This is a genomic window from Paenibacillus sp. sg306046, from assembly GCF_059821225.1.
Window position 1 is genome coordinate 1 of sequence record NZ_JCAMRT010000042.1, and the last position, 20,661, is coordinate 20,661.

At 60.7% G+C, this 20,661-nt stretch carries 7 protein-coding genes; all 7 read right to left on the reverse strand.

Going from position 1 to position 20,661, the window contains the following annotated elements; translation table 11 throughout:
• The coding region (locus AC6ROY_RS24475; protein WP_500103180.1) for a PfaD family polyunsaturated fatty acid/polyketide biosynthesis protein at positions 1 to 6,602 on the reverse strand (6,602 nt) is incomplete at its 3' end.
• Positions 6,603 to 6,655: 53 nt separating this feature from the next.
• A complete protein-coding gene (locus tag AC6ROY_RS24480; protein ID WP_500103181.1) occupies positions 6,656 to 7,405 on the reverse strand; it encodes a polyketide synthase in 750 nt (249 codons plus the stop codon).
• Positions 7,406 to 7,427: 22 nt separating this feature from the next.
• Positions 7,428 to 8,201, reverse strand: a complete 774-nt coding sequence (locus AC6ROY_RS24485; protein ID WP_500103186.1) for an enoyl-CoA hydratase/isomerase — start codon at positions 8,199 to 8,201, stop codon at positions 7,428 to 7,430.
• Positions 8,201 to 9,460: a hydroxymethylglutaryl-CoA synthase family protein gene (locus AC6ROY_RS24490; RefSeq protein ID WP_500103182.1), complete on the reverse strand. Its 1,260-nt coding sequence runs from the start codon at positions 9,458 to 9,460 to the stop codon at positions 8,201 to 8,203. The genes AC6ROY_RS24485 and AC6ROY_RS24490 overlap by 1 nt, the downstream gene beginning before the upstream one ends.
• Positions 9,461 to 9,471: 11 nt before the next feature.
• Entirely contained in the window at positions 9,472 to 10,698 is a 1,227-nt protein-coding gene (locus AC6ROY_RS24495) for a beta-ketoacyl synthase N-terminal-like domain-containing protein (RefSeq protein ID WP_500103183.1), read from the reverse strand.
• On the reverse strand, positions 10,676 to 10,924 hold the full coding sequence (locus tag AC6ROY_RS24500; protein WP_500103184.1) for an acyl carrier protein: 249 nt from the start codon (positions 10,922 to 10,924) through the stop codon (positions 10,676 to 10,678). Before AC6ROY_RS24500 ends, AC6ROY_RS24495 begins: the two co-directional genes overlap by 23 nt.
• Complete coding sequence (locus AC6ROY_RS24505) at positions 10,921 to 20,580, reverse strand: SDR family NAD(P)-dependent oxidoreductase (RefSeq protein WP_500103185.1); 9,660 nt, start codon at positions 20,578 to 20,580, stop codon at positions 10,921 to 10,923. The genes AC6ROY_RS24500 and AC6ROY_RS24505 overlap by 4 nt, the downstream gene beginning before the upstream one ends.
• Between the last annotated feature and the right edge of the window lie 81 nt (positions 20,581 to 20,661).

The following is a 20,661-nucleotide window of genomic DNA, read 5'->3' on the forward strand; positions in this document are numbered from 1 at the left end:
ACGTACCCGTCGCCCCCTTCGCCAAAGCTCTCGCATCGCCCTTTGCTCGACGCAAACTTGCCTTGGCCGAGCAGCAGGTACTTATTCGGGTGAATCGAAACGTTGACACCGCCGGCGATCGCCAGCTCGCAACCGCCCTGCTGCAAGCTCTGGCAGGCCAGATGAATCGCCGTCAGCGAAGATGAGCACATCGTATCGACGGCAAGGCTCGGCCCGTGCAGATTGAAGAAGTACGACACCCGGTTGGCGATCGACGAGGGGTTGCCAGACAGGGCAAGCGGTCGGCCGAGGATCGTCTCCTGTGCGCCGTACAGCTGATATTCTTCGTACATCACGCCGACATAGACCCCGACGTTGCCGTCAAGCCCCAGCCCGCGATGTTTGGCGAGCATCTCGCCCGTATACCCCGCATCCTCCAGCGCCTCGTAGACGGTCTGCAGGAAAAGTCGCTCCTGCGGGTCCATGATCTCCGCCTCGCGCGGGGAGATGTTGAAGAACTTCGGATCGAATTGATCCACGCCGTCCATAAATCCGCCCCATTTGCTGTTCGTCTTGCCCGCCTTGCTTTTGTCCAGGTCAAAATAGAGGCTGTGATCCCAGCGTTCTTTTGGAATCTCCGTGATGCAGTCCTTGCCATCCCGCAGATTTTGCCAAAATTCCTGAAGGTTGCGCGCCCCCGGATAGCGGCCGGAGACGCCGATGATCGCGATGTTCTGTTCTCCCTTGGCCGCCTTCGCAGGTTGCGCGACCGGCGCTGCATGCACAGCCGTCGAGCTCGCGGCCAGCCTCGAACGTCTGCGGCTGCTGACAGCCGACGGCTCAGGAGTGGACGCGGCCGCCACCGAAGCGGATTCCGCAACCCGCTCCTGCTCCCCGATGCCCAAGAGCTGCTTCAAGAGAACACGATGGGCGTCCAGAAAGTAGCCGGTCAGCTCGCGGAGGCTTTGATATTCAAAGAACAGCGTTTTCGGCAAGGAGCCAAACGTCTTTTCCAGTTGGTTGGTCAGCTGCATGACCAGAATCGAATCGATGCCGTATTTTTCAAAAGGCGCATTGGCTTCAATCCGGCTGGCTGGCATCTTCAGGACGGAAGAGAGCAACGTCTTGAAATACTCGATCGCTCTCTCTTCAAAATCGCTCGAAATGAGCGTCGACTCTTCTTCCAGCCCTGACACGGGCCCGGCTGCGGCTGTCGGTGCTGGTTGTGCAAAAACGGCGCGGATGCGATCCGGATCGCCTTCGACGACAAGAATCTGGTCTTGCTCGGAAGCCATGCCCTGATACAAGGCGCGAATCCCGTTTGCCGTCTGCATCGGGATCATGCCGAGGGTCTCTCGCAACGTCTGCTCCGTCTCCTGCTCCACCTGCATCCCGCCGTCTTGCCAGAGCGGCCAGTTGATCGACAGCGTCCGGCCGGAGCGTTTGCCGTTTGCGACCCGCTCGTTTCGGTACCCCGCAAAAGCATCGAGGAAGGCGTTGGCCGTCGCATAGTCCGCTTGCCCCGGATTGCCGATGGCTCCGGCCACCGAGGAGAACATCACGAAGAAGTCGAGCGGCAGATGTTGCGTCGCCTCATCGAGATGCACGGCACCAGCCGCCTTGGGAGCCAGCACGTCCTGCAGCTCCGCTGTCGTCTTCTTGAGGATCAAGTTGTCGCGAATCACGCCTGCGCTGTGCAGGATGCCGTGCAGAGCGCCATGCTCAGCTTGAATGCTCTCGATCAGCTGCATGACCCCCGCGAAGTCGGTCACGTCCACTTGCCTGTACACAACATGTGCGTCCAAGGACTGAAGTTCCGCCTGTTTCTCGGCGCTCAGCGGCCCCCGTCCCGTCAGGACGAGCGTCGCCCCTTTCACTTGCCGTGCGATTTCGCCAGCAAAAATGCGGCCTAGGCCCCCTGCGCCCCCTGTGAGCAGGTAGACGCCTTGGTCCTTCCACGGAATGCGCAACACCTCTTCGCCCGGCTCGACTTCGCTCCATCCTGTTCCCCAGCGTTTGCCGCCTTGGTAACGGACGTGTGCGTCGCCTGCACAGCGAGCATTTTCTCGCAAGGTCTCCGCAAGGTTGCTCGCATCGTCAGCTTCGATCAGCTGCCCGACAAGGTTCGGATTCTCCAGCTGAGCGGTCTTCAACAGTGCAGAGAGGCCGGCAAAGACCTGCCCGTCCCCTTGCGCCGGAACGACGATTTGCACGAGCGTCTTCCCTTTGCGTCTTTCTTGCAAAATCGACTTGATCGCCTCAAACGCATGTGCTGCATAGGCTTCGAAGCGCTCTGCAAGGCCTGTTTCCTCTGTTTGCAAGCTCAGGCTCCGCATCCCGCTCTGTTCGATCTCAGCGTCCACTTCGCAGAGCATCACCAGATGGTCCGCATACGCCGTCTGCACGGCTTGCAGATGGACCGGACGCTCTGTCCAGTCCGGTCTGAGCATCAGCGTCCCCGCCTCGGCTCCTCGCTCGCGGTCGAGTATGCGGGAGGAATAGCCCTTCATCCGCACGCGGACGCTTCCGCTCTCGTCGCACAGGTCGAGATCGAGCTTGTGTACCTTGTCCCCCGGCTTGTTACCTTCACTGCGGCGCACGAAGGCCCACATCGAAGTGGTGCAAGGCCCGAAGATCTCCAGCTCCTCCAGCGCGAACGGCAGGGACGGCTGGAGCGTCGTTTCGTCAGTCAGGAAACCAATGGCCGTCTGCAGAGCCGAGTCCAGCAGGCTCGGATGCAGGATGAACTGACGCGCGGTGCTCGCGACGGCGGCTGGCAGCGACAAGCGGGCCAAGATCATCTCATGCCCGACGTAGAGGCGCTCCATCCCTTGGAAAGCCGGCCCGTACTCAAGGCCCGCTCGGCGGTACAAGTCATAGCATTCCGCCGCGCCTCGTTCGCGCTGCCCGCACTGCGCTTGCAGAGAAGCAAGGTCGAGCACGGGAGCCTCGACCTCCGACAGTGCCGGTACCGCGCGCCCTTGGCTATGTACGATCTCGCCGTCCAAGCCGCTGTACACTTCAAATCCGATCTCGCCGTTCTCTTCCGGGAGCAGCCCGATCTGCACCGACACCGCGTCTTCTTCTGCGAGGATCGGACGCGCCCAGACCACATGTTTCAAAGCGATCGACGGCATGTCGGCGGCCTGCTCCAGCGCGGCGCGCGCCATTTCCAGATAGGCGACACCCGGCAGCACCTTCCGCCCTTGCACCTGATGATCGGACAGGAAAAATTCTCGCCCGGTAAACGTCGAGGAGAAGCGTTGCTCCGTCAGCTTGGAGGTATTGCTGTGCAGCAGCGGATGCAGGGCGGCTGTCAGCGTCGACGCCTCCCCTTCCTTCATCTCCGGCTCCGGCACCCAGAAGCGCTCTCTGGCAAACGGATAGGTCGGCAGATGAGCACGGCGCGGTCTCGAATCGGCATAGAGTTCCGACCAGTCGAGTCGGACGCCCTTCACCCAGCGTTCGGCGATCTCTTGCAGCGGCTTGTTTGCAAGGCCCTGCGCCTCCTCCTGCCTCGTTCCCGACTCCGACGTCAAGAGACCTGGGAGCGTCCGCCCCTCTGCATAGGCTTCAAAATTGTGACGCGCTTCGTCTCTCGAACGGGCCACAAACGCCAGCCGCACCTCTCTTGCATCGCGTCCCGTCTGCAGGGTGTACGCGATGCTCGCAAGGCTCAGGTCGCGCTCCTGTTCGAGGAAGCCCGCCATCGAGGCTGCATACGTCCGCAGCTGTTCCTCGGTCATGGCAGACAACACGAAGAGCAGCGGCGCATCCGCTTCTCCCGCTGCTGAAGCCAGACTCTCTTTTTCCACATGCTCTTCGATGACGACATGCGCGTTCGTCCCGCTGAATCCGAAAGAGCTCACCCCGGCACGGCGCGGCTTCCCGGCTGGCGCCTCCCAGGGAATCAGGTCGGTATTGATATAAAAAGGACTCTTCGCGAGCCGAATGTGCTCGTTCAATTGGTTAAAATGCACCGTCGGCGGCACCTGTCGATGCTTCATGGCCAGCAGCGCCTTGATCACCCCAGCCACTCCGGCTGCCGTCAGCAGGTGTCCGATGTTGCTTTTCACCGAACCGAGCGCGCAATAGCCGGTTTTCTCCGTGAAGTGCCGGAAGGACTCGGTCAGCGCCTCGACTTCAATCGGGTCGCCCAGCTTCGTGCCCGTCCCATGCGCTTCGATCAGGGAGATCGTCTCCGGGTCGATGCCAAATCGTTCATACACATCCTGCTCCAGCTGGATCTGCGAATTGACGCTCGGCGCGGTGATCCCGTTCGTCTTGCCGTCCTGGTTGACACCCCAGCCGCAAATCACGCCATAGATCGGGTCTTCGTCCCGCACAGCATCTTCAAGGCGCTTGAGCACCAGGACGCCCACGCCCTCCCCCGGCACAAAGCCGTTGGCGCGCGTATCAAACGAATAGCAGCGTCCGTCGGGCGACAACATGCCCGCCTTGCTCGTCATAATGTGCAAGGAAGGCCCGGCCGCCGCATACACCCCGCCGCTCAATGCCAAGTCGCTCGTTCCGAGCAGCAGGCTGTTGCAGGCTTCGGCCATCGCCACCAGCGAGGAGGAGCAAGCGGTGTCGATCGCAAGGCAAGGGCCTTTGAGGTTGAGCAGATACGAGATGCGAGCGCTGAGGATCGAGGAAGCCGCCCCCATCAGGCCTTGTGCGTTCAAGCCTTGATGGTTCAGCGCCTGCCCGTAGTCGTTCGTACCGCAGCCGACGAACACGCCGGTTCGGCTGCCGGACAGAGAGGACGGCGCGATGCCGGCGTCTTCGATGGCCTGCCATGCACTCTCCAAGAACAGCCGCTGCTGCGGGTCGATCAACTCCGCTTCGGCAGGCGAGATGTTGAAGAACAGCGGGTCGAACTTGTCCGCATCCTCCAGCACGCCCATCCACTTGGAATAGGTTTTGCCCGGTGCGCTCGGGTCGGGCGAGTAGTGCTCGTCGAGCGACCAGCGCGTCGCCGGAATCTCGGAGATGCAGTCGCGGCCTTGTGCGAGGTTGTTCCAGAACTCGTCTGCATTTTTGGACTTCGGGAATTGACCGTTCAGCCCGATGATCGCGATCGCAGCCCCTTCAAAACTCGGCATCGCTTCTGCGCCGGCTGCCAAAATGGACGTGGACTGACGGGATTCCAGATGTTCACACGCCTTGCGCATCAGCAGTTCTGCCACCGTGTTCACATGGCGCTGCTGCCAAGACTCATACGGCGTGCCTTGTACCCACCTGTTGAACGCCCCCATCGCCGGGCCGCAGAAGATCTGAAAATTATCCCGCTCCTGCTCATCCCCTCGCAGGGTCGCCTGTGCCGAATGGGCAAAATACCACTTGAAGATCAGCCCCATCTTGAAACGCGGGTTCTCGGCCGCCTCTTCGAGCTGCTCCGGATGTTTGGCGCGCTTGTAGGCGCAGACGAGATCCCAAACTTCCCCAAACGTCTTCTTAAAATAGTTCGTTTCGATCTCATGCCGGATCGACAGCGGAATCTCGCCGATCGAGTTGTATTGGTGGAACAGCTGGTGCAGCTTGTTGGCGCGGGCGGCGAACCGGGTGTGTTTTTTCACCACCTGCACCTTCGCGCCGATCTCAAACATATCGCCTGCAACCGTGATCGCCATGTCGTGGATCGAGACGGACTGCAGCAGGTCCTTGACGACCGGATGGGCCCCGCTCTCTACCGTGCATTGATTGATCGATCCTGTGAAAATAAAATCAGCCCCGAGCATGAAGGCCGACGCGACCGCTTCCGGCGTGCCGATCCCTCCGCCGCAGCCGATGAGAATCTCCTCTTGGTAGCGGAACTGCCGCTGGAGCTGGTCCTTGAGCGCGCGGATGGCGGGCAGGAGGGAGAACGATACGCCTTGGTTCGTGTGACCGCCCGAGTCCGCTTCGATCGCGAGGTCGTCGACCAGCGGAATCGTTTGCGACAGGACGGCTTCTTCCTCGCTGATCAGGCCGTAGCGCAGCAGCTGCTGGACGAGCGGCTCGGGCGGCGGCGAGAGAAACACGCGCGCCGTGTCCAGATGCGAGCATTTGGCGATCAGACGGCGCGGGAAGATCAGTCGGCCGTATTGACGGGACAGGCCCTTGAGGCGCAGATAGACCAGCGGGAGCGTCGGAGTGGAGAAGGCGGACACTTCGATCGCCTTCACGCCGTACTCGACGTACAGTTCCGCTGTACGCCGCTCTTCGTCCGGGTCGTTCAGGTTGGCGATCAGGCACATGCCATACGGCTTGTCCGAACCCAGCCGCGCCTGAATGCGCTGCAGGACGGGCTCCAGTTCATGCACCTGAAAACCGGCGCTGCCAAAAAAGGCCAGCAGACCGGCCTGCCCCATGCGCGCCACCATCTCCTCAGATGCGATCCCACGATACATCGAGCCGGCAAAGTAACTCCACATGGTGCGGTATCTCGTTTGGAACAGCGGATGGCCTAGCGATTCCGGCTGCAGGCGAACCGCCCGATCAACGGACAGCTCGCGCACAGCATTCGCAAGGGGGGCGGACATTTGCAACTCGTGGGATCGAGCCCGTGCAAGGGCCTGCTTGGCCTCTTCAGGGCTGATCGCTTTGGCCTCAAGCGCACGTAAGATCTTTTGTAGCTTCATCTGAACCCCTCTTTTACAGCAAAATGTATGGTCGCAAGCACGGCGAGTGCTTGTTAATTTCCAAACAGGGAGATGATTCTGTCTTTCACTTCCGGTTCATGGAATGTCTTTTCATGCATGGCCATCTCTTGCTCGATCACGCGAGGCAGCTCCTCCCGGATCGGTCGGACCAGATGGTCCTTCAAGGTGATCAGCGACACTCTCGGTTTTTCCGCCAGCTGGCGCGCCAGCTGCAGCGCCCGGTTCATCACGTCTTCACGCGGAACGACGGAGAACGCCACGCCCCTTTTTTCCAAGTCGGCGCCTCTGTAGTTGTTGGCGCTCATCAGCATCTCCTCTCCGAGGGAGAAGCCCAGCTTCTTCGGCACGATGTAGGTAGCCCCCATGCCGGGTGTGAATCCAAAGCGCATAAAATTGGTGGTATACACGCTCTCACGGCTCAAGATCACAAAGTCGGCAAACAGCCCGACGACAAACCCGCCGCCGATCGCGTGCCCTTGCATCGCGGCGATCACCGGAACCTTGCACTCCAAGGCGAGCGCGTAGACGTTCGCATCGGTGAAACGGCCTCTTCCTTCATGAATCGCCAGCAGCCCTTCCATCGTGCCGCCGGAGCAAAAATAAGTGCCATAGCCGGTGAGGATGACCGCCTTGCAGCGTTCATTCGCGGCAATCTCCTCGAACGCTTCGATCAGGCCGCGCACCAGCTCTGCGGTAAAGGTGTTCTTCTGTTCCCGATCCTGCAAGGTCACTTGCACGATCCCTGTCTCGATCTCTCTGCACTCCACCACTGGATGCGTCATGTTCTCCTCCACTCTCCGCGGATCAGCTCTCCCACGGGAATTGCCCCGTAGCGATATAACGGAAAATCATCTCTTGGTTGCGCGGATCTGCAAACACTTCCCGGTTCGCTTCGAGCGCCAATGGCTTGGCGCGGTGCAGACCGTCCTGCAAGCTGTTCATCAAGCGCTTGTATCGCTCGATGCCGCGCCTCGGCACATAACGCAGCCGTATGAGATGCTTGCGAAGCAAGGTCTCGCTTTCTGCATCGCAGGCATCGACAAGCCCCCACTCCACGGCTTGTCGGACGTTGACCGGCTGCGTCATCAGCGTCAAATAGTTCGCCTTCTGAAAACCGATCCGCCGGATCAAAAACGGCAGCACGCATGCCGGCAAAAGTCCGAAGAGCAATTCGGACAAGGAGAACTCCGCCGTTTCATCCGCCAGCACGATATCGCAGGCGGCAACAAACCCGACGCCGCCGGCGTTGACCTTGCCGCGAACGTGCGAGATAGTGATAAACGGGCCAGTCGCCAGATCGAGCCACAGGTCGTACAGCGGCTCCGGTGACGGGTCGGGGCTCCGCCCGCTCGCCTTTTTCTCATGCAGCTCTTGAAAATCGGCCCCGAAGCAGAACACGTCCGGCAACCCCTCCAGCACAAGGATCGAAGCCTGTTCCCGGCAGTGGTCGATCACCTGGCGACACTCGTACACCAAGCGCTCGTTGATCGTGTTCTTCGCCTCGGGACGGTTGAACTGCAAAAAGCACACCGGGCCTTGCATCCGCACCCGGATCGTCTCGTAGGCGGCCGTGTTCATCAGCACCACCGGTATTCCCGATGGAATTCCGAGATCTCTTCCAGATACAGGCGCTGTCCGGCTGGCCCGGAAGCGAGAGCGCCCGGGATCAGGTTCAAGTCCAGCTTGACATTGCGGGTGCCGAATTTGACGGCGCTGCTGCTGTGGAGAACCTTCTCATATTCGTTCATCGACAGTCGGTAGCGGTTGTTCAGTTGCTCTTGAAGCTTGAAGCCGCGCAGAACTTCTTGACTGCGAGGGGTGACGACGCCGCTGTAAAATTCGGAGCAGCAGCCCGAGCCATAGGAGAAGATCCCGATGCGCCTGTTCCCTTCAAACTGTCCGTTGTCGATCGTGCTCGCCAAGGAGAGCAGAACGGTGGCCCCCATGATGTTGCCCACGCGCTGGCAGTAGGTCAGACCCGGCGCCACGCGCTGTTGGAAATCGGCCTCGATCTCCGGGCCTTTGACCTTGGCGATCTTGCGCATCATCGTGCGGTGCGCGCCTTTGACCATGCCGCCAAACGGCGTGTGGAAGGACAGGTACTGGAATGTATCGCGGTACTCGACATCGGCGACGCGGCGCTGGTATTCCAGGAACGCATTCTCGCAGCAATCCAGATACGAGAGCAGGGAGAGGTCCGCGTCGCCCGCTTCGCTGTCGGCCACCGGGCGGCAGGTGTCCATCACCTCGTAGCCATAATATCCGTTGGCTCCGACATCGACTTGGAACACGTGCGGCTTGTCGCTGACCAGAAGCGCCACCGCGCCTGCGCCGCCGCTCGGTTCGGCGAACGACCAGTCTTCGCTGAGCGCATCTCCGCCTTCGACGGCCAGGAACCGGGAGATGTCCGTGGCGACGACGAGCGCTTTGGCTCCCGGCGAAACTTGGGAGAGGATGAAGTTGATGGCCATCTGGAATCCGGCGGTACCCGAATAGCAGGCTTGCTTGATCTCGAACAGGCGGCAGGTACGGCTCAGTCCCAGATGATGATGCACGTAGGTGCTGAGCGACTTGCCGAAGTCGACCCCTGATTCCGTGCAGGTGATCAGCAGCTCGATGCGGTTTTTTTCTTCCTCGGACAGCGCATCGACTACCGGCTTGGCCGCGTTGACGGCAAATGTCACCGGGTCTTCAAACGGCAAGGCGACCGCCTTTTGCTTCATCAGCAAATTTTCAAATCTGGGGATGTCTAGGTTTCGATGTCTCGCCAGTTCCATGACATCGAGATACGCGGTCCCCCCGAACACATTCATCGCTTCGATACCGACGGCAGCCATGGTCGTCCTCCTCATACTCGTTGTAAACAAATGGCGGTGTTAATGCCGCCAAATCCCATGCTCAGGCTCAGGGCTCTGTGCATGTCATGCGGCTCCGCTTCTCCACGCACCCAGTTGAACTCCTCGTCCATCGGGTCCTCCAAGTTGCGGGTCGGATGCAGCTGAGACGCGCTCATCTGCAGCAGCGTGGCGACGATCTCCACAGCGCCGGCCGCCGTCAGCCCGTGGCCCGTGATCGACTTGGTGGCGTTGATGCGCGCCGCCAGCAGCCCGCATTCGCGCAGAGCCTGCAATTCGGTCTCATCGCCGATCCCCGATCCCGTTCCATGCGGGTTGATATAGTCGATCTCCTCGGGTGACAGGCCCGCTCGTTCCAGCGCTTGTCGAATCACTCGAACCTCCCCCTCGCACGAGGGGTTCGGGTTGCGGTTGGCATCCATCGCCAGGCCCCAGCCGACTACGCTCGCGTAGGGTCGGACCTGCCGTTGGATCGCATGCTCGGCCCGTTCGATCACGATGACGCCGCATCCTTCCCCGTAAATGAACCCGTCGCGTCTCTTGTCAAACGGACGGCATGCCCGAGCCGGGTCGTCCGCATAACGGTCGCTTCCCATGGCGCCGATTGCTCGTAATCCCTGAAGCTCCATGTAGGACAGATCCATCAAGCCTCCCATCGCGAGGCAGACCTCAACTTGTCCCGAACGAACCGCTTCAGCGGCCTGCAAGACCGCCAACTGTCCGCTGGCCGATGCCCCGCCGATCGTGTAGCCGAACCCGCGTATGCCGAACTGTTCGGTACACAGGCCGCCCAGGTCGCTGTCCAGAAAAGAGAGTCCATAGGTCGGACGCAGAAAGTCGAGCTGGTCCCCGTAGGATTCATGCGTTTGCAGCAGCTCGCGCTGCTGCAGGTTGGAGCCGCCTACCACAAGGCCGATGCGGGACGGGTCGACCGTACTGAGCTGCGCTTCGTCCCACGCCTCTTGCAAGGTGGCCAGCGCCACTTGCCCGGAAAAAGAGAGCGTGCGCAACAGCCGTTTGGTAAAACGCTCCGGAAGAGACAAGGAAGGAACCTCCGCTCCGAGGAAGGAGGTTCCTTTTTGTCTGCCCGGGCGTTGCATCACGCCGAACGCATGGCGGCCTTCCAGCAGAGCGGAGGTAAAATCCGACTTGCCCTGCCCGATGGCCGAGGTGACGCCAAGGCCCGTGATGAGCAACTCAGGCGGTCTGGAGCTTGCCATAGAGGACCTCGACCAGTTCACCGATGTTTTTCGCCGTGGACAGCTCGACGCGCGGGATCTTCAGGTCCAGCTCTTCGATGGTCATCATGACGATTTCCGCGCGGTCCACCGAATTCGCGCCAAGATTGACTAGTTGGTCCGTCGGCTGGAAGGTGTGACCTTCCAGCTCCGGGAGCACTTCACGGGTATTGCGGACGACGACTTCCAAGATCTCTTGTTTGGTCATTTTACTTCCTCCCTGATTTTGAACTGCTGAAGCCATTGATCGGCTTGTTCACTGCCGAGCTTCCCTTCATACACCTGCAAGAGCAGATCGTCTACGGAGAGCTCCGTTGCCCGCTTTTCCGTGATCGGATGCTTGTGCAGCTGCTTGCTCAAGTAGACGGCGAATTCGCGGACGGTTGGGTAGTCGTAGACTTTGGTCGCCGGGATGTCCGTGCCGTACTGCTGGTTGATTACGCGAATCCATTCCACTCCGACGATGGAGTCCAGCCCCATATCGACGAACTTCCTGTCGAGGTGGATGTCGCTTGGCTGCAGGAACAGCGCGTCTGCGAGACTGTTGCGCAGTTCTTCGTGCAGGGTGGCCGCCGAGACCGAAGGAGCCGCCTTGGGAGCTTCGATTTGCGGTACAGGTGTTGGTGCAGGCGTCGGCGATGGTGTCGATGCAAGCGTCGGTGCTGGTACAGGTGCCGTTGCCGCTCTTGGTGCGTTTTTGCTCAACACGTTTGCGATGTAGAGGGCAAACTCGCGGACGGTCGGGTAGTCATAGACTTTGGTCGCCGGGATGTCCGTGCCGTACCGTTGATTGATCACGCGAACCCATTCCACTCCGACGATGGAGTCCAGCCCCATGTCCACGAATGCCTTGTTTACGTCGACGTCGCTCGGCTGCAAGAACAGCGCTTCGGCCAGGGTCGCTTGCAGCTCTTTTTGCAAAGACTCCGACGGGAGAGATGCCGGAACAGACGGTGCAGGCGCCGCCACTTTGATCTCCACAGGGGCCGGTGCCGTCGTCGCTTGACCTCCAGGTGACAGTTGGATCGGTCGACGAGGCGCTGACCGTTCCGAGAACGGCTCGCGGACAGCCGACAGCGGCTGCAGCGCGATCCCGTTCGTTTGGACGGAAAGGTTCGAGCTGCCGGAACGGTTCGACGACGCTTTCGCCGGTCCGATCGGCTTGAGTTCGTCCTCCGGTGCGACTGGTGCTGCCGGTGCTTCACGGGCGACTGGTGCAACTGGTGCTACACGGATCGCCGGGAGCCAGATGCGTTGTTTGGCGAAAGGGTACGACGGGAGACTGATCAGGCGGGTCTGGTGTGCACCGTGCAGCTTTTTCCAATCCAAGGTCAGTCCCTTGACCCACAAGGAAAGGAGTTTGCCGAACTTGCGCTTTGCAATCCACGCTTCAATCGTCAGTACCATGTCTTCATCGGCGGCAAACAGCATCAGATCCTCATTGCTGCGTCTGAATTGCCCGCGATACAGGTCTTCTACGCCCGTCTCGCCAGCTGCATAGCGCTTCAGCTTGTCAGTCATCTCTTGCAGAGAGCCAACGACCAGCGCCAGCCGCTCTTCCATCGGCTCGCGTCCCGCCTGCAGCGTGTAGGCCGCATCGGGCAGATTGGCCTCCGTGATTCGCCCGTCCTCGACGGCTGCCAGCAGCTGCAGAGCCTGTTGACGAAGCTGCTCTTCCTGGCGAGCCGACAGCACGATCACAGCCGGGTTTTGCGGCGTGACCCGCGCCTGCGTCCCAGACGCTTGCTCAGGTCGGTACTCTTCGATGAGGATGTGCGCATTGGCGCCCCCTGCACCAAACGAGGACAGACCTGCGATGCGCGGACCTTCCTGTTCTTTGCCGTCGATCTCTACTACCGGACGCTTCCAGTCGGTCAGCTCCTGCTGCACCACAAACGGCGTTTTTCCAAACTGAATGTTCGGGTTCAACTCTTGCGCATGCAGGCTCGGCGCAAGTTGGCCATGCTTCATCTGCAGGACGATCTTTGCAAGTCCCGCGATGCCGGCTGCCGCTTCCAGATGTCCGATGTTCGACTTCACCGAGCCGATCGCGCAGAAGCCGTTGTCCTTCGTATGGCGTCGGAAAGCTTGCGTCAGCCCGGTGATCTCGATCGGATCGCCGAGCTCTGTGCCCGTGCCGTGCGCTTCGATGTAGCTGACTTGGCGCGCATTGAGTCCGGCCCGCTCCAAGGTCTCGAAGATCAGGTCGCCTTGCGCAGTCGGGTTGGGCACGGTGTACCCGTTGGTCTTACCCCCATGGTTCACGCGGGAGGCTCGGATCAGCGCATGAATCTGGTCGCCGTCCGCGAGCGCCTGCGACAACGGCTTGAGCAATACTGCGCCCACGCCTTCGCCCGGCACGAATCCGTTGCCGTTCAGCCCGAAGCTCTTGCACTGCCCGTCCGTCGAGAGCATGCGCTGCGCACTGAGGAACACGTAGGCGGAAGGATGCAGGTACAGGTTCACCCCGCCCGCGATCGCCATCTCGCAGTCCCTGCGGTACAAGTGCTCGCAAGCCTCATGAATCGCACTCAGCGAAGAGGAGCACATCGTATCCACCGGCATGCTCGGCCCGTTGAGGTTGAGGAAATACGACACGCGGTTCGCAACGGAAGCAAAAGACGTGCGCGGGAAGATCTTCTCCCCTTGCTTCCACAGATCCGGCCCATACAGCTCAAAGCCGGTTTTGGTCACGCCGACAAACACCCCGACGCGGCCTTCGTGCTGGTCCGCGATGCGCTCCTTGGTATATCCGGCATCCTCCAGCGCCTTCCAGCTCTCTTCCAGGAAGAGGCGCTCCTGCGGGTCGATGTTGACAGTCTCGCGGGGCGACAGGTTGAAGAACTGCGGATCAAAGTCTGCGAATCCGTCTACAAAACCGCCCCATTTGCTGTAGCTTTTGCCTTGTCCCATCGCTTCGTCTGGACTCGGATGGTAAAAATCATCCAGCGACCAGCGTTCGCTCGGAACCTCGGAGACGCAGTCTCGGCCCGCTTTTAGATTATCCCAATAGTGCTGTAGCGAAGGCGACTTGGGATAGCGGCCGGAGATCCCGATGATCGCAATCGGTTCGCGCTCGTTCGGTTTCGTCGGCAATGGCGCTACAGGCGCGATCCGTTCGACCGGTCTTGCCGGCGGCTGTGCAGCAGATGCATCCGCTGCGACGGGTGCCTCATACCCCGTCCACCGCTGGCAGACCGTCCGTTCTTCCTCGACAAAATAGTCGGCCAGCGCGCCCAGCGTGCGGTATTCAAAGAAGAGCGTCTTGGACAGATCGCCAAAAATCACGGCGAGCTTCTGGTTGAGCTTGGAGATCATCAGCGAATCGATCCCGTAGCTCTCCAGCGGCTCTTCGGCATCCAGTTGGTTCGCGCGGATGTCGGTGGTCTCGCTGAAGAGAACTTTTAGCGCATGCAAGGTCTTGGCGCGCAGTGCGGCGTCTTGCTTCTTGGCAAGCGTGACGACCTCCGCGACTTCGACCTTGGCTGTACGTGCCTCGATGCGTTCTGCCACTTGACGAAGCGTGGTCTCATAAAGCGAAGACGGCGTGAGTTCAAGCCTGTATTGACGGGTGATCTTCTGCGCCAGCTCGCTGAGCAGGTACGGATCGAAGCCGTATTCCGTCAGTTGGGCATCCGGATCGATCTCGTTCCCTTTCACGTTGAGCAACTCGGAAACCATGTGCAGCAGGGCTGCTTCCAGCGGCGGCAGGACCGCCGTCGAGGAAGCGGACGTTGCGTGAACCGGTTCTGAGTGCATGGTTTGCTTGATTTGTGTACGTTTGCCTTCCAACACCATCACCTGATCTTTACCGGTTGCCAGACCGCGATACAAGGCCTGCAACCCGGTTTGAGTTCGCATAGGAATCATCCCCATGCGTTGCAGCAGCAGCTTTTCCGTCTCTTCGTCAACGCGCATTCCGCCCTCTTGCCAGAGCGGCCAGTTGATGGACAAGAAACGTCCGCCGCGAGAGTTCGCAAAGGCATCCAGGAATGCGTTCGCCGTCGCGTAGTCGGCCTGTCCGAGATTGCCGAAGACGGCTGCGACGGAGGAGAAGAGCACGAAGAAGTCGAGGTTCAGGCCTTTGCTCGCCGCATCCAGATGCACCAGACCTGCAACCTTGGGAGCCAGCACCTCGGCCAGCTCCTCTTGTGTTTTCTTGAAAATGAACTGATCCCGGTTGACGCCCGCACCATGCAAGATGCCGTGCAGGGCGCCATATTTTTCACAGATGCCTTCGATCAGGCGCGTCACCTCAGGAGCAGAGCTCACGTCGACTTGCCGATATTCCACGCATGCGCCCATGCCCCGCAGTTTCCGCAGACGGGCCTGACCAGCGTCCGACAGCGGGGATCGGCTCGCGAGAATCAGGGTCGGGTTGGCGGCCTGCCGTGCGATCTCCTCGGCGACGATCATCCCGATCCCGCCGGCGCCGCCCGTAAGCAGGTAGATGCCTGCTGAACGCCACGGAACCGGGGCGCGCTCTTGGTCGATCTCCACTTCGCGCCACGTGGCAACAAGACGCTTGCCGTTTTGATAGCGGACATGGTCGTCTTGCAGGGCGTGCAGGTTCTCTTGCAGTCTCGCTTCAAGCCCTGCGTCCGACTCCACTTCGATCACTTGCCCGATGAAGTTCGGGTTCTCCAGCTGCGCCGTTCGCAGCAGGCCGGACAACGCGGTGAACAACTGCGAATCCGCCTGTGACGGCACAGCGATCTGCATCAGCACCTTGCCCTTCGGCTTGTTCTGCAGAAGGGTCTGAATCTCCGTGAACACCTGTGCCGCAAACGCCTGGAAGCGATCTGCAAGCGCAGCGGAGCCGGCCTGCAGGATGCAATACTGCAACGAATCGAGCTTAGCCTCGACCTCGCAGAGCAGCACAAGATGCTGCGCGAGAGATGGTTGCGAAGATTGCGGGACCACCGCCTGCTCGGTCCAGATCGGTTCAAACAGCAGCACTTCATAGGCATCCTGCGCTTGCGAAATCCAGTGGCGCTCCTTCGCGAACGGATAGGTCGGCAGGCTGAGACGGCGCGGTCGGTTCTCGCCGTAGAGTCGGTTCCAGTCCGAAAACTGGCCCTTCACCCAGAGTTCGGCGATCTGCTCCGCCCCTCGCGATTCCGGATGAGCAGCCGTTTCGGCCGGGCTCGCCTTGCCGCGCTTGACCTGTCCTCGCCAGATACCGTTCAGCCTGGGCTGCCCTTGCAAGAACGCCTGCAATTTGCGCTCCATCTCTTCAACCGACGTGACGACCAGAGCCAGACGCTCTTCCATCGCATCGCGCCCAACTTGCAGCGTGTAGGCGATGGATGCGAGGTCTTCGTCGACAAACTCCTGCGCGACGAGGGCGTTGCACAGTTGCCGCACCTGCTCCTGCAGGCGCTGTTCATTCTTGGCTGACAGCGCGATGACGACCGGGTTCTCGGTCGAGGTCTCCGTCTTCGATCTCGACGGCTCCTTCGGCAAATACTCCTCGATCACGACATGCGCGTTGACGCCGCCGAACCCGAAGGAACTGACGCCCGCACGGCGCGGCAGGTCTTGGCCGGCTGCGTCTTGCAGAGCCTCCCATCGCTTCGCCTCCCGCACGAAATAGAACGGGCTGCCCTCCAGCTGGATGTAGGGATTGACCGTTTCGCAATGCAGCGTAGGCGCCAGCGTCCGGTAACGGAGCTGCAGCAGCACTTTGATCACGCCTGCGATGCCAGCCGCGAGTTCAAGGTGGCCGATGTTCGTTTTCACCGAACCCAGTCCGCAGTGAACGCTCTCGACCTCTTGCGTCCCTGTTCTTCTGTACAACTCTTGGAACGCGCTCTTCAATCCGTTGATCTCAATCGGGTCGCCCAATTCGGTGCCCGTTCCGTGCGCCTCGATGTAGGTGACGGTCCGCGGGTCGATGCCCGCTTTGTCGTACGCGTTGATCAGCAGGTCTGCTTGGGACTTCGGGTTGGGAGCCGTCAGCGAATTCGCCCGCCCCCCGTGGTTGACCGCCGTCGAGCGAATCAAGCCGTAGATAGCATCTCGGTCGCGCTCGGCTGCCGTCAGCTTTTTCAAAACGAGCATGCCGACCCCTTCGCCGCGCACATAGCCGTTCGCCGCGTCCGAGAACGTCTTGCAGCGTCCGTCTTCCGACAGCATGCCGGCCTTGTTGAAGCTGATATGCGCCTCCGGGGTTACGATCGTGTTCACACCGCCGACGACCGCCATGTCGCAGTCGCCGTTCTGCATCGCGCTGACGGCGCGGTGGATGGCGACCAGCGAACTTGAACAAGCGGTCTCCACCGGCTCGCTCGGGCCGTGAAGGTTCAGGGCATAGCTCATGCGGTTCGGTCCGACCGACGGCACGACGCCCGTGGACGAGTACCCTTCAATGGGGACGTTCGCCTGCGTAATCAGTCCGCTATACCCGCTGCTTCCCGTTCCGACGAAAATCCCCGTTTTGCTGCCCGACAGGCTCTGTGCCGAATAGCCCGCATCCTCGATCGCCTTCCAGGCATAGGTCATCAAAAGGCGCTGCTGAGGGTCCATCAGCTTGGCTTCCAGCGGCGAGATGCCGAAGAAGAGCGAATCGAACTTGTCGGTCTCGTCGAGGAAGCCGCCCCACTTGATGTTCGTTTTGTTGGCTTCTGTCTTCGGGTCGCCCAAATAGGCTCTCCAATCCCAGCGTTCCGGAGGAATCTCGGAGATGCAGTCGATGCCTTCCACGAGGTTGTGCCAGAACTCCTGCATGTCGCGGGATTGCGGGAAGGCCCCGCTCATTCCCACGATGGCGATCGGCTCGGTCACCGCCGATTGTGCCTGCTGCACCACAGCGGTACGCGGGCGGCGCTTTTGTCTCGTCGCCCGGGTCGGAATCGCTTCCTGCAGCCGGGACGCGGCGACCTCCGCCCGTGCCGTTTCCGCTTCCGCGGAGGCAGCCGGGGAGGAGGGAGCCGTCAAGCGAGAGGCGAACACATCTCGGAATTCGTCGGCCAAATAACCGGCAAACGCATGCAGCGTCGGATGCTCGAAGAAGATCGTCGGCATCAGGTCCAGCTTGTACGCCTCGTTTAGATCGTTGGCAAACTCGGTCAGCGTGATCGAATCAAAGCCGTACTCGCTCAGCTCTGCATCTGCATCCAGCTCTTCTGCATCGACCTTGAGCAGACGGGAAACCGTCTGCGTCAGCAGGCCCAGCACGCGCTCTCGCAGGTTCATGCTGTCCGCCTTGTCATCGACAGCAGCAGCGACAGAGGACGGCGAAACGGAGACAGACGCCGGCAGCAGTTTCTTCTTGATGCGCTCCGCTTTTCCTTCGATCACCAGCACTTGGTCCTGACCCGATGCCAAGCCTTCATAGAAGGCGCGAAGTCCGCTCTTGGTGCGCAGCGGGATCATGCCGAGGCTCTGCATCATCATCTTCTCGGTTTCCGGATCGACATGCATGCCGCCCTCTTTCCAAAGCGGCCAGTTGATCGACAGCGTCCGGCCAAGGCGATCCCCGGCGGCCACCCGTCTGTTGCGATGCGCCGCGTACTGATCCATGAACGCATTAGCCGCCGCATAGTCGGCCTGCCCCGGATTGCCAAGGCCGCCGGACAGCGAAGAGAACAAAACAAAGAAGTCCAAGGCCATGTCTTGGCTGGCGACATCAAGGTTCACAAGCCCGCGCACCTTCGGCGCCAGCACTTGCGTCAGTTCCGCCACTGTTTTCTTGATGATGAAGCTGTCTTGGATCACCCCGGCGCTGTGCAGGATGCCGTTCAGGGTACCATGATCCGCCCGCAGCTCTGCAAACAGCTTCTCGACTGCCGCTCGATCGGTCACATCCACCTGCTTGTACACCACGCGCGCCCCCAGAGACTCCAGTTCGGACATCCCCTCTCGTTGAGGCTCGCCCAGCACGGATCGACCTGTGAGCACCAGCGTTGCACCCGGCGCCTGTGTGGCGATCTCCTTGGCAAACACCCGTCCAAGACCGCCCGCACCGCCGGTGAGGAGATAGATGCCGCCCTCTTTCCACGGTATCAAAAGGGTATCTGCATCTGCGGATGCGCGAACTTCGCGCCAGCCCGCCACTTGGCGCGAGCTTCCCTGATATCGAATGCGGTCTTCCTTCCCGCTGTTGCGATCTGCCAGCAGCTTCTCCTCAACCGCTTCGAGCTCATCGACTTCGATCAGCTGCCCGATCAAGTTCGGATTTTCCATCTGGGCCGTTTTCAGCAGACCTGACAGCCCGGCGAGCAGAAGCTGTTCCGCATGGGCTGGCACGACGATCTGCACCAGCACCTTGCCCTTGGGCTTGCCTTGCAAGATGCGCTGAATCTCCTCCAACGCCTGCATCGCATATGCTTCAAAACGCACCTCGATGTCTCGCTCATCCGCTTGCAGCGTCAGGCAGCGCGCCCCTTGCACGTCAGCTTGGAACTCGCAGGACAGCACGAGATGATCCGCATAGGCCGTCGCCTCTTGCTGCTCGCGCGCCTGTTCCGTCCAATGCTGCGCCAGCATGAGCGTTTCGAACGCCTCCGAGTCGGCCTGGTTTTCCAGCACGCGGGAGGAAAAGCCCTTCATGTGCGCACACACGTAGCCTTGCTCGTCACAAAGACGAATGTCGAGCTTCTGCACGCTATCCCCCGGCTTGCAGCCCTCGCTGTAGCGAACCTGCGCCCACATCGAAGACGTGCAAGGAGCATAGATGTCAAGCTCCTGCAACGCAAACGGAAGCGCCGGCTTCAGCGGCGCCACGCCGAGCTGGAACCCGATCGCCGCCTGCAAGGCCGCATCCATCAGGCTCGGGTGCAGGACGTATTGCGAAGCGGTTCCCGTCACGCAAGACGGCAGTGTCAACCGAGCCAGAATTTGCCCGTCGCCGACCTGCAACAGATCAAGCGCACGCTGCGCCGGACCATACTCCAAGCCCATCGCGGCAAAGCTCTCATAGCACGCCGACGCGCTGAGCTCACGCGTGCTGCAAGCTGCCTGCAACTCCTCAACAGGCAATCGCTCCACCTGCTTCTTGCCCATCACGACAGCACGCCCTTGGCAGTGTATGCTCGCGTCAACGCCGCTGAATATCTCGTAGGAGATCGTGCCAGCTTCCTCTTCGCACAGTCCGATGTGTACCTCGACAGGCCGCTCGCCGACTGTGACAGGGTGCGTCCAGACCACATTTTGCAAACGAAGGAATTGCTTGTCCTCGTCGGGAGCTCCGGCCGCCAGCTCAACGGCGGCGCGTGCCATCTCCAGATAGGCGACGCCCGGCAAAACGCGCTGTCCCTTCACCACATGATCAGCAAGGAAAAACTCCTGCCCCGTCAAGCTCGTGCTGTATCTCTGTTCGGAAAAATCGGACGTGTTCCGCTGCAACAGCGGATGAAGCGCGTCCGTCGTCAAGCCTGCTCGAACGACGAACGGACGTTCAAGCTGCGGTGCCCAGCAACGCTGTTTGGCAAACGGATAGGTCGGCAGGCTGATGCGGCGCGGCAATTCCTCGCCCCACAGCTTGCTCCAATCGAGCGCCAGGCCCTTAACCCACAGGTCGGCCAGCTTGGCCAGCTTGCGGCGCTGAATCCATTTTTCAATCGCTTCCTGCAGCTCTTCATCGGCGGCGAAGAGGGAGAAGGTGTCTCGGTTGCCTTTGACCTGCCCTCGGAACAGTTTACTGATCTCTTCCTGTCCGCTGATAAACGCCTCCAGCTTGCGAACCAGCTGCTGCACCGAGCCTGCAACTACGGCAAGACGCTCTTCCATCGCTTCTCGTCCCACCTGCAAGGTATAGGCCATGTCCGCGAGATCTTCGTCGGCGAATCGTCCCTCCTGCAGTGCGGCGAGCAGGTTCTCCGCCTGTTGACGCAGGCGCTGTTCATTTTTGGCCGACAGCACGAGCAGCACCGGATTTTGCGGCGACACCTCGACAGGCGTGCGCAGCGGCTCTGCCGGAACGTACTCCTCAATGATCACATG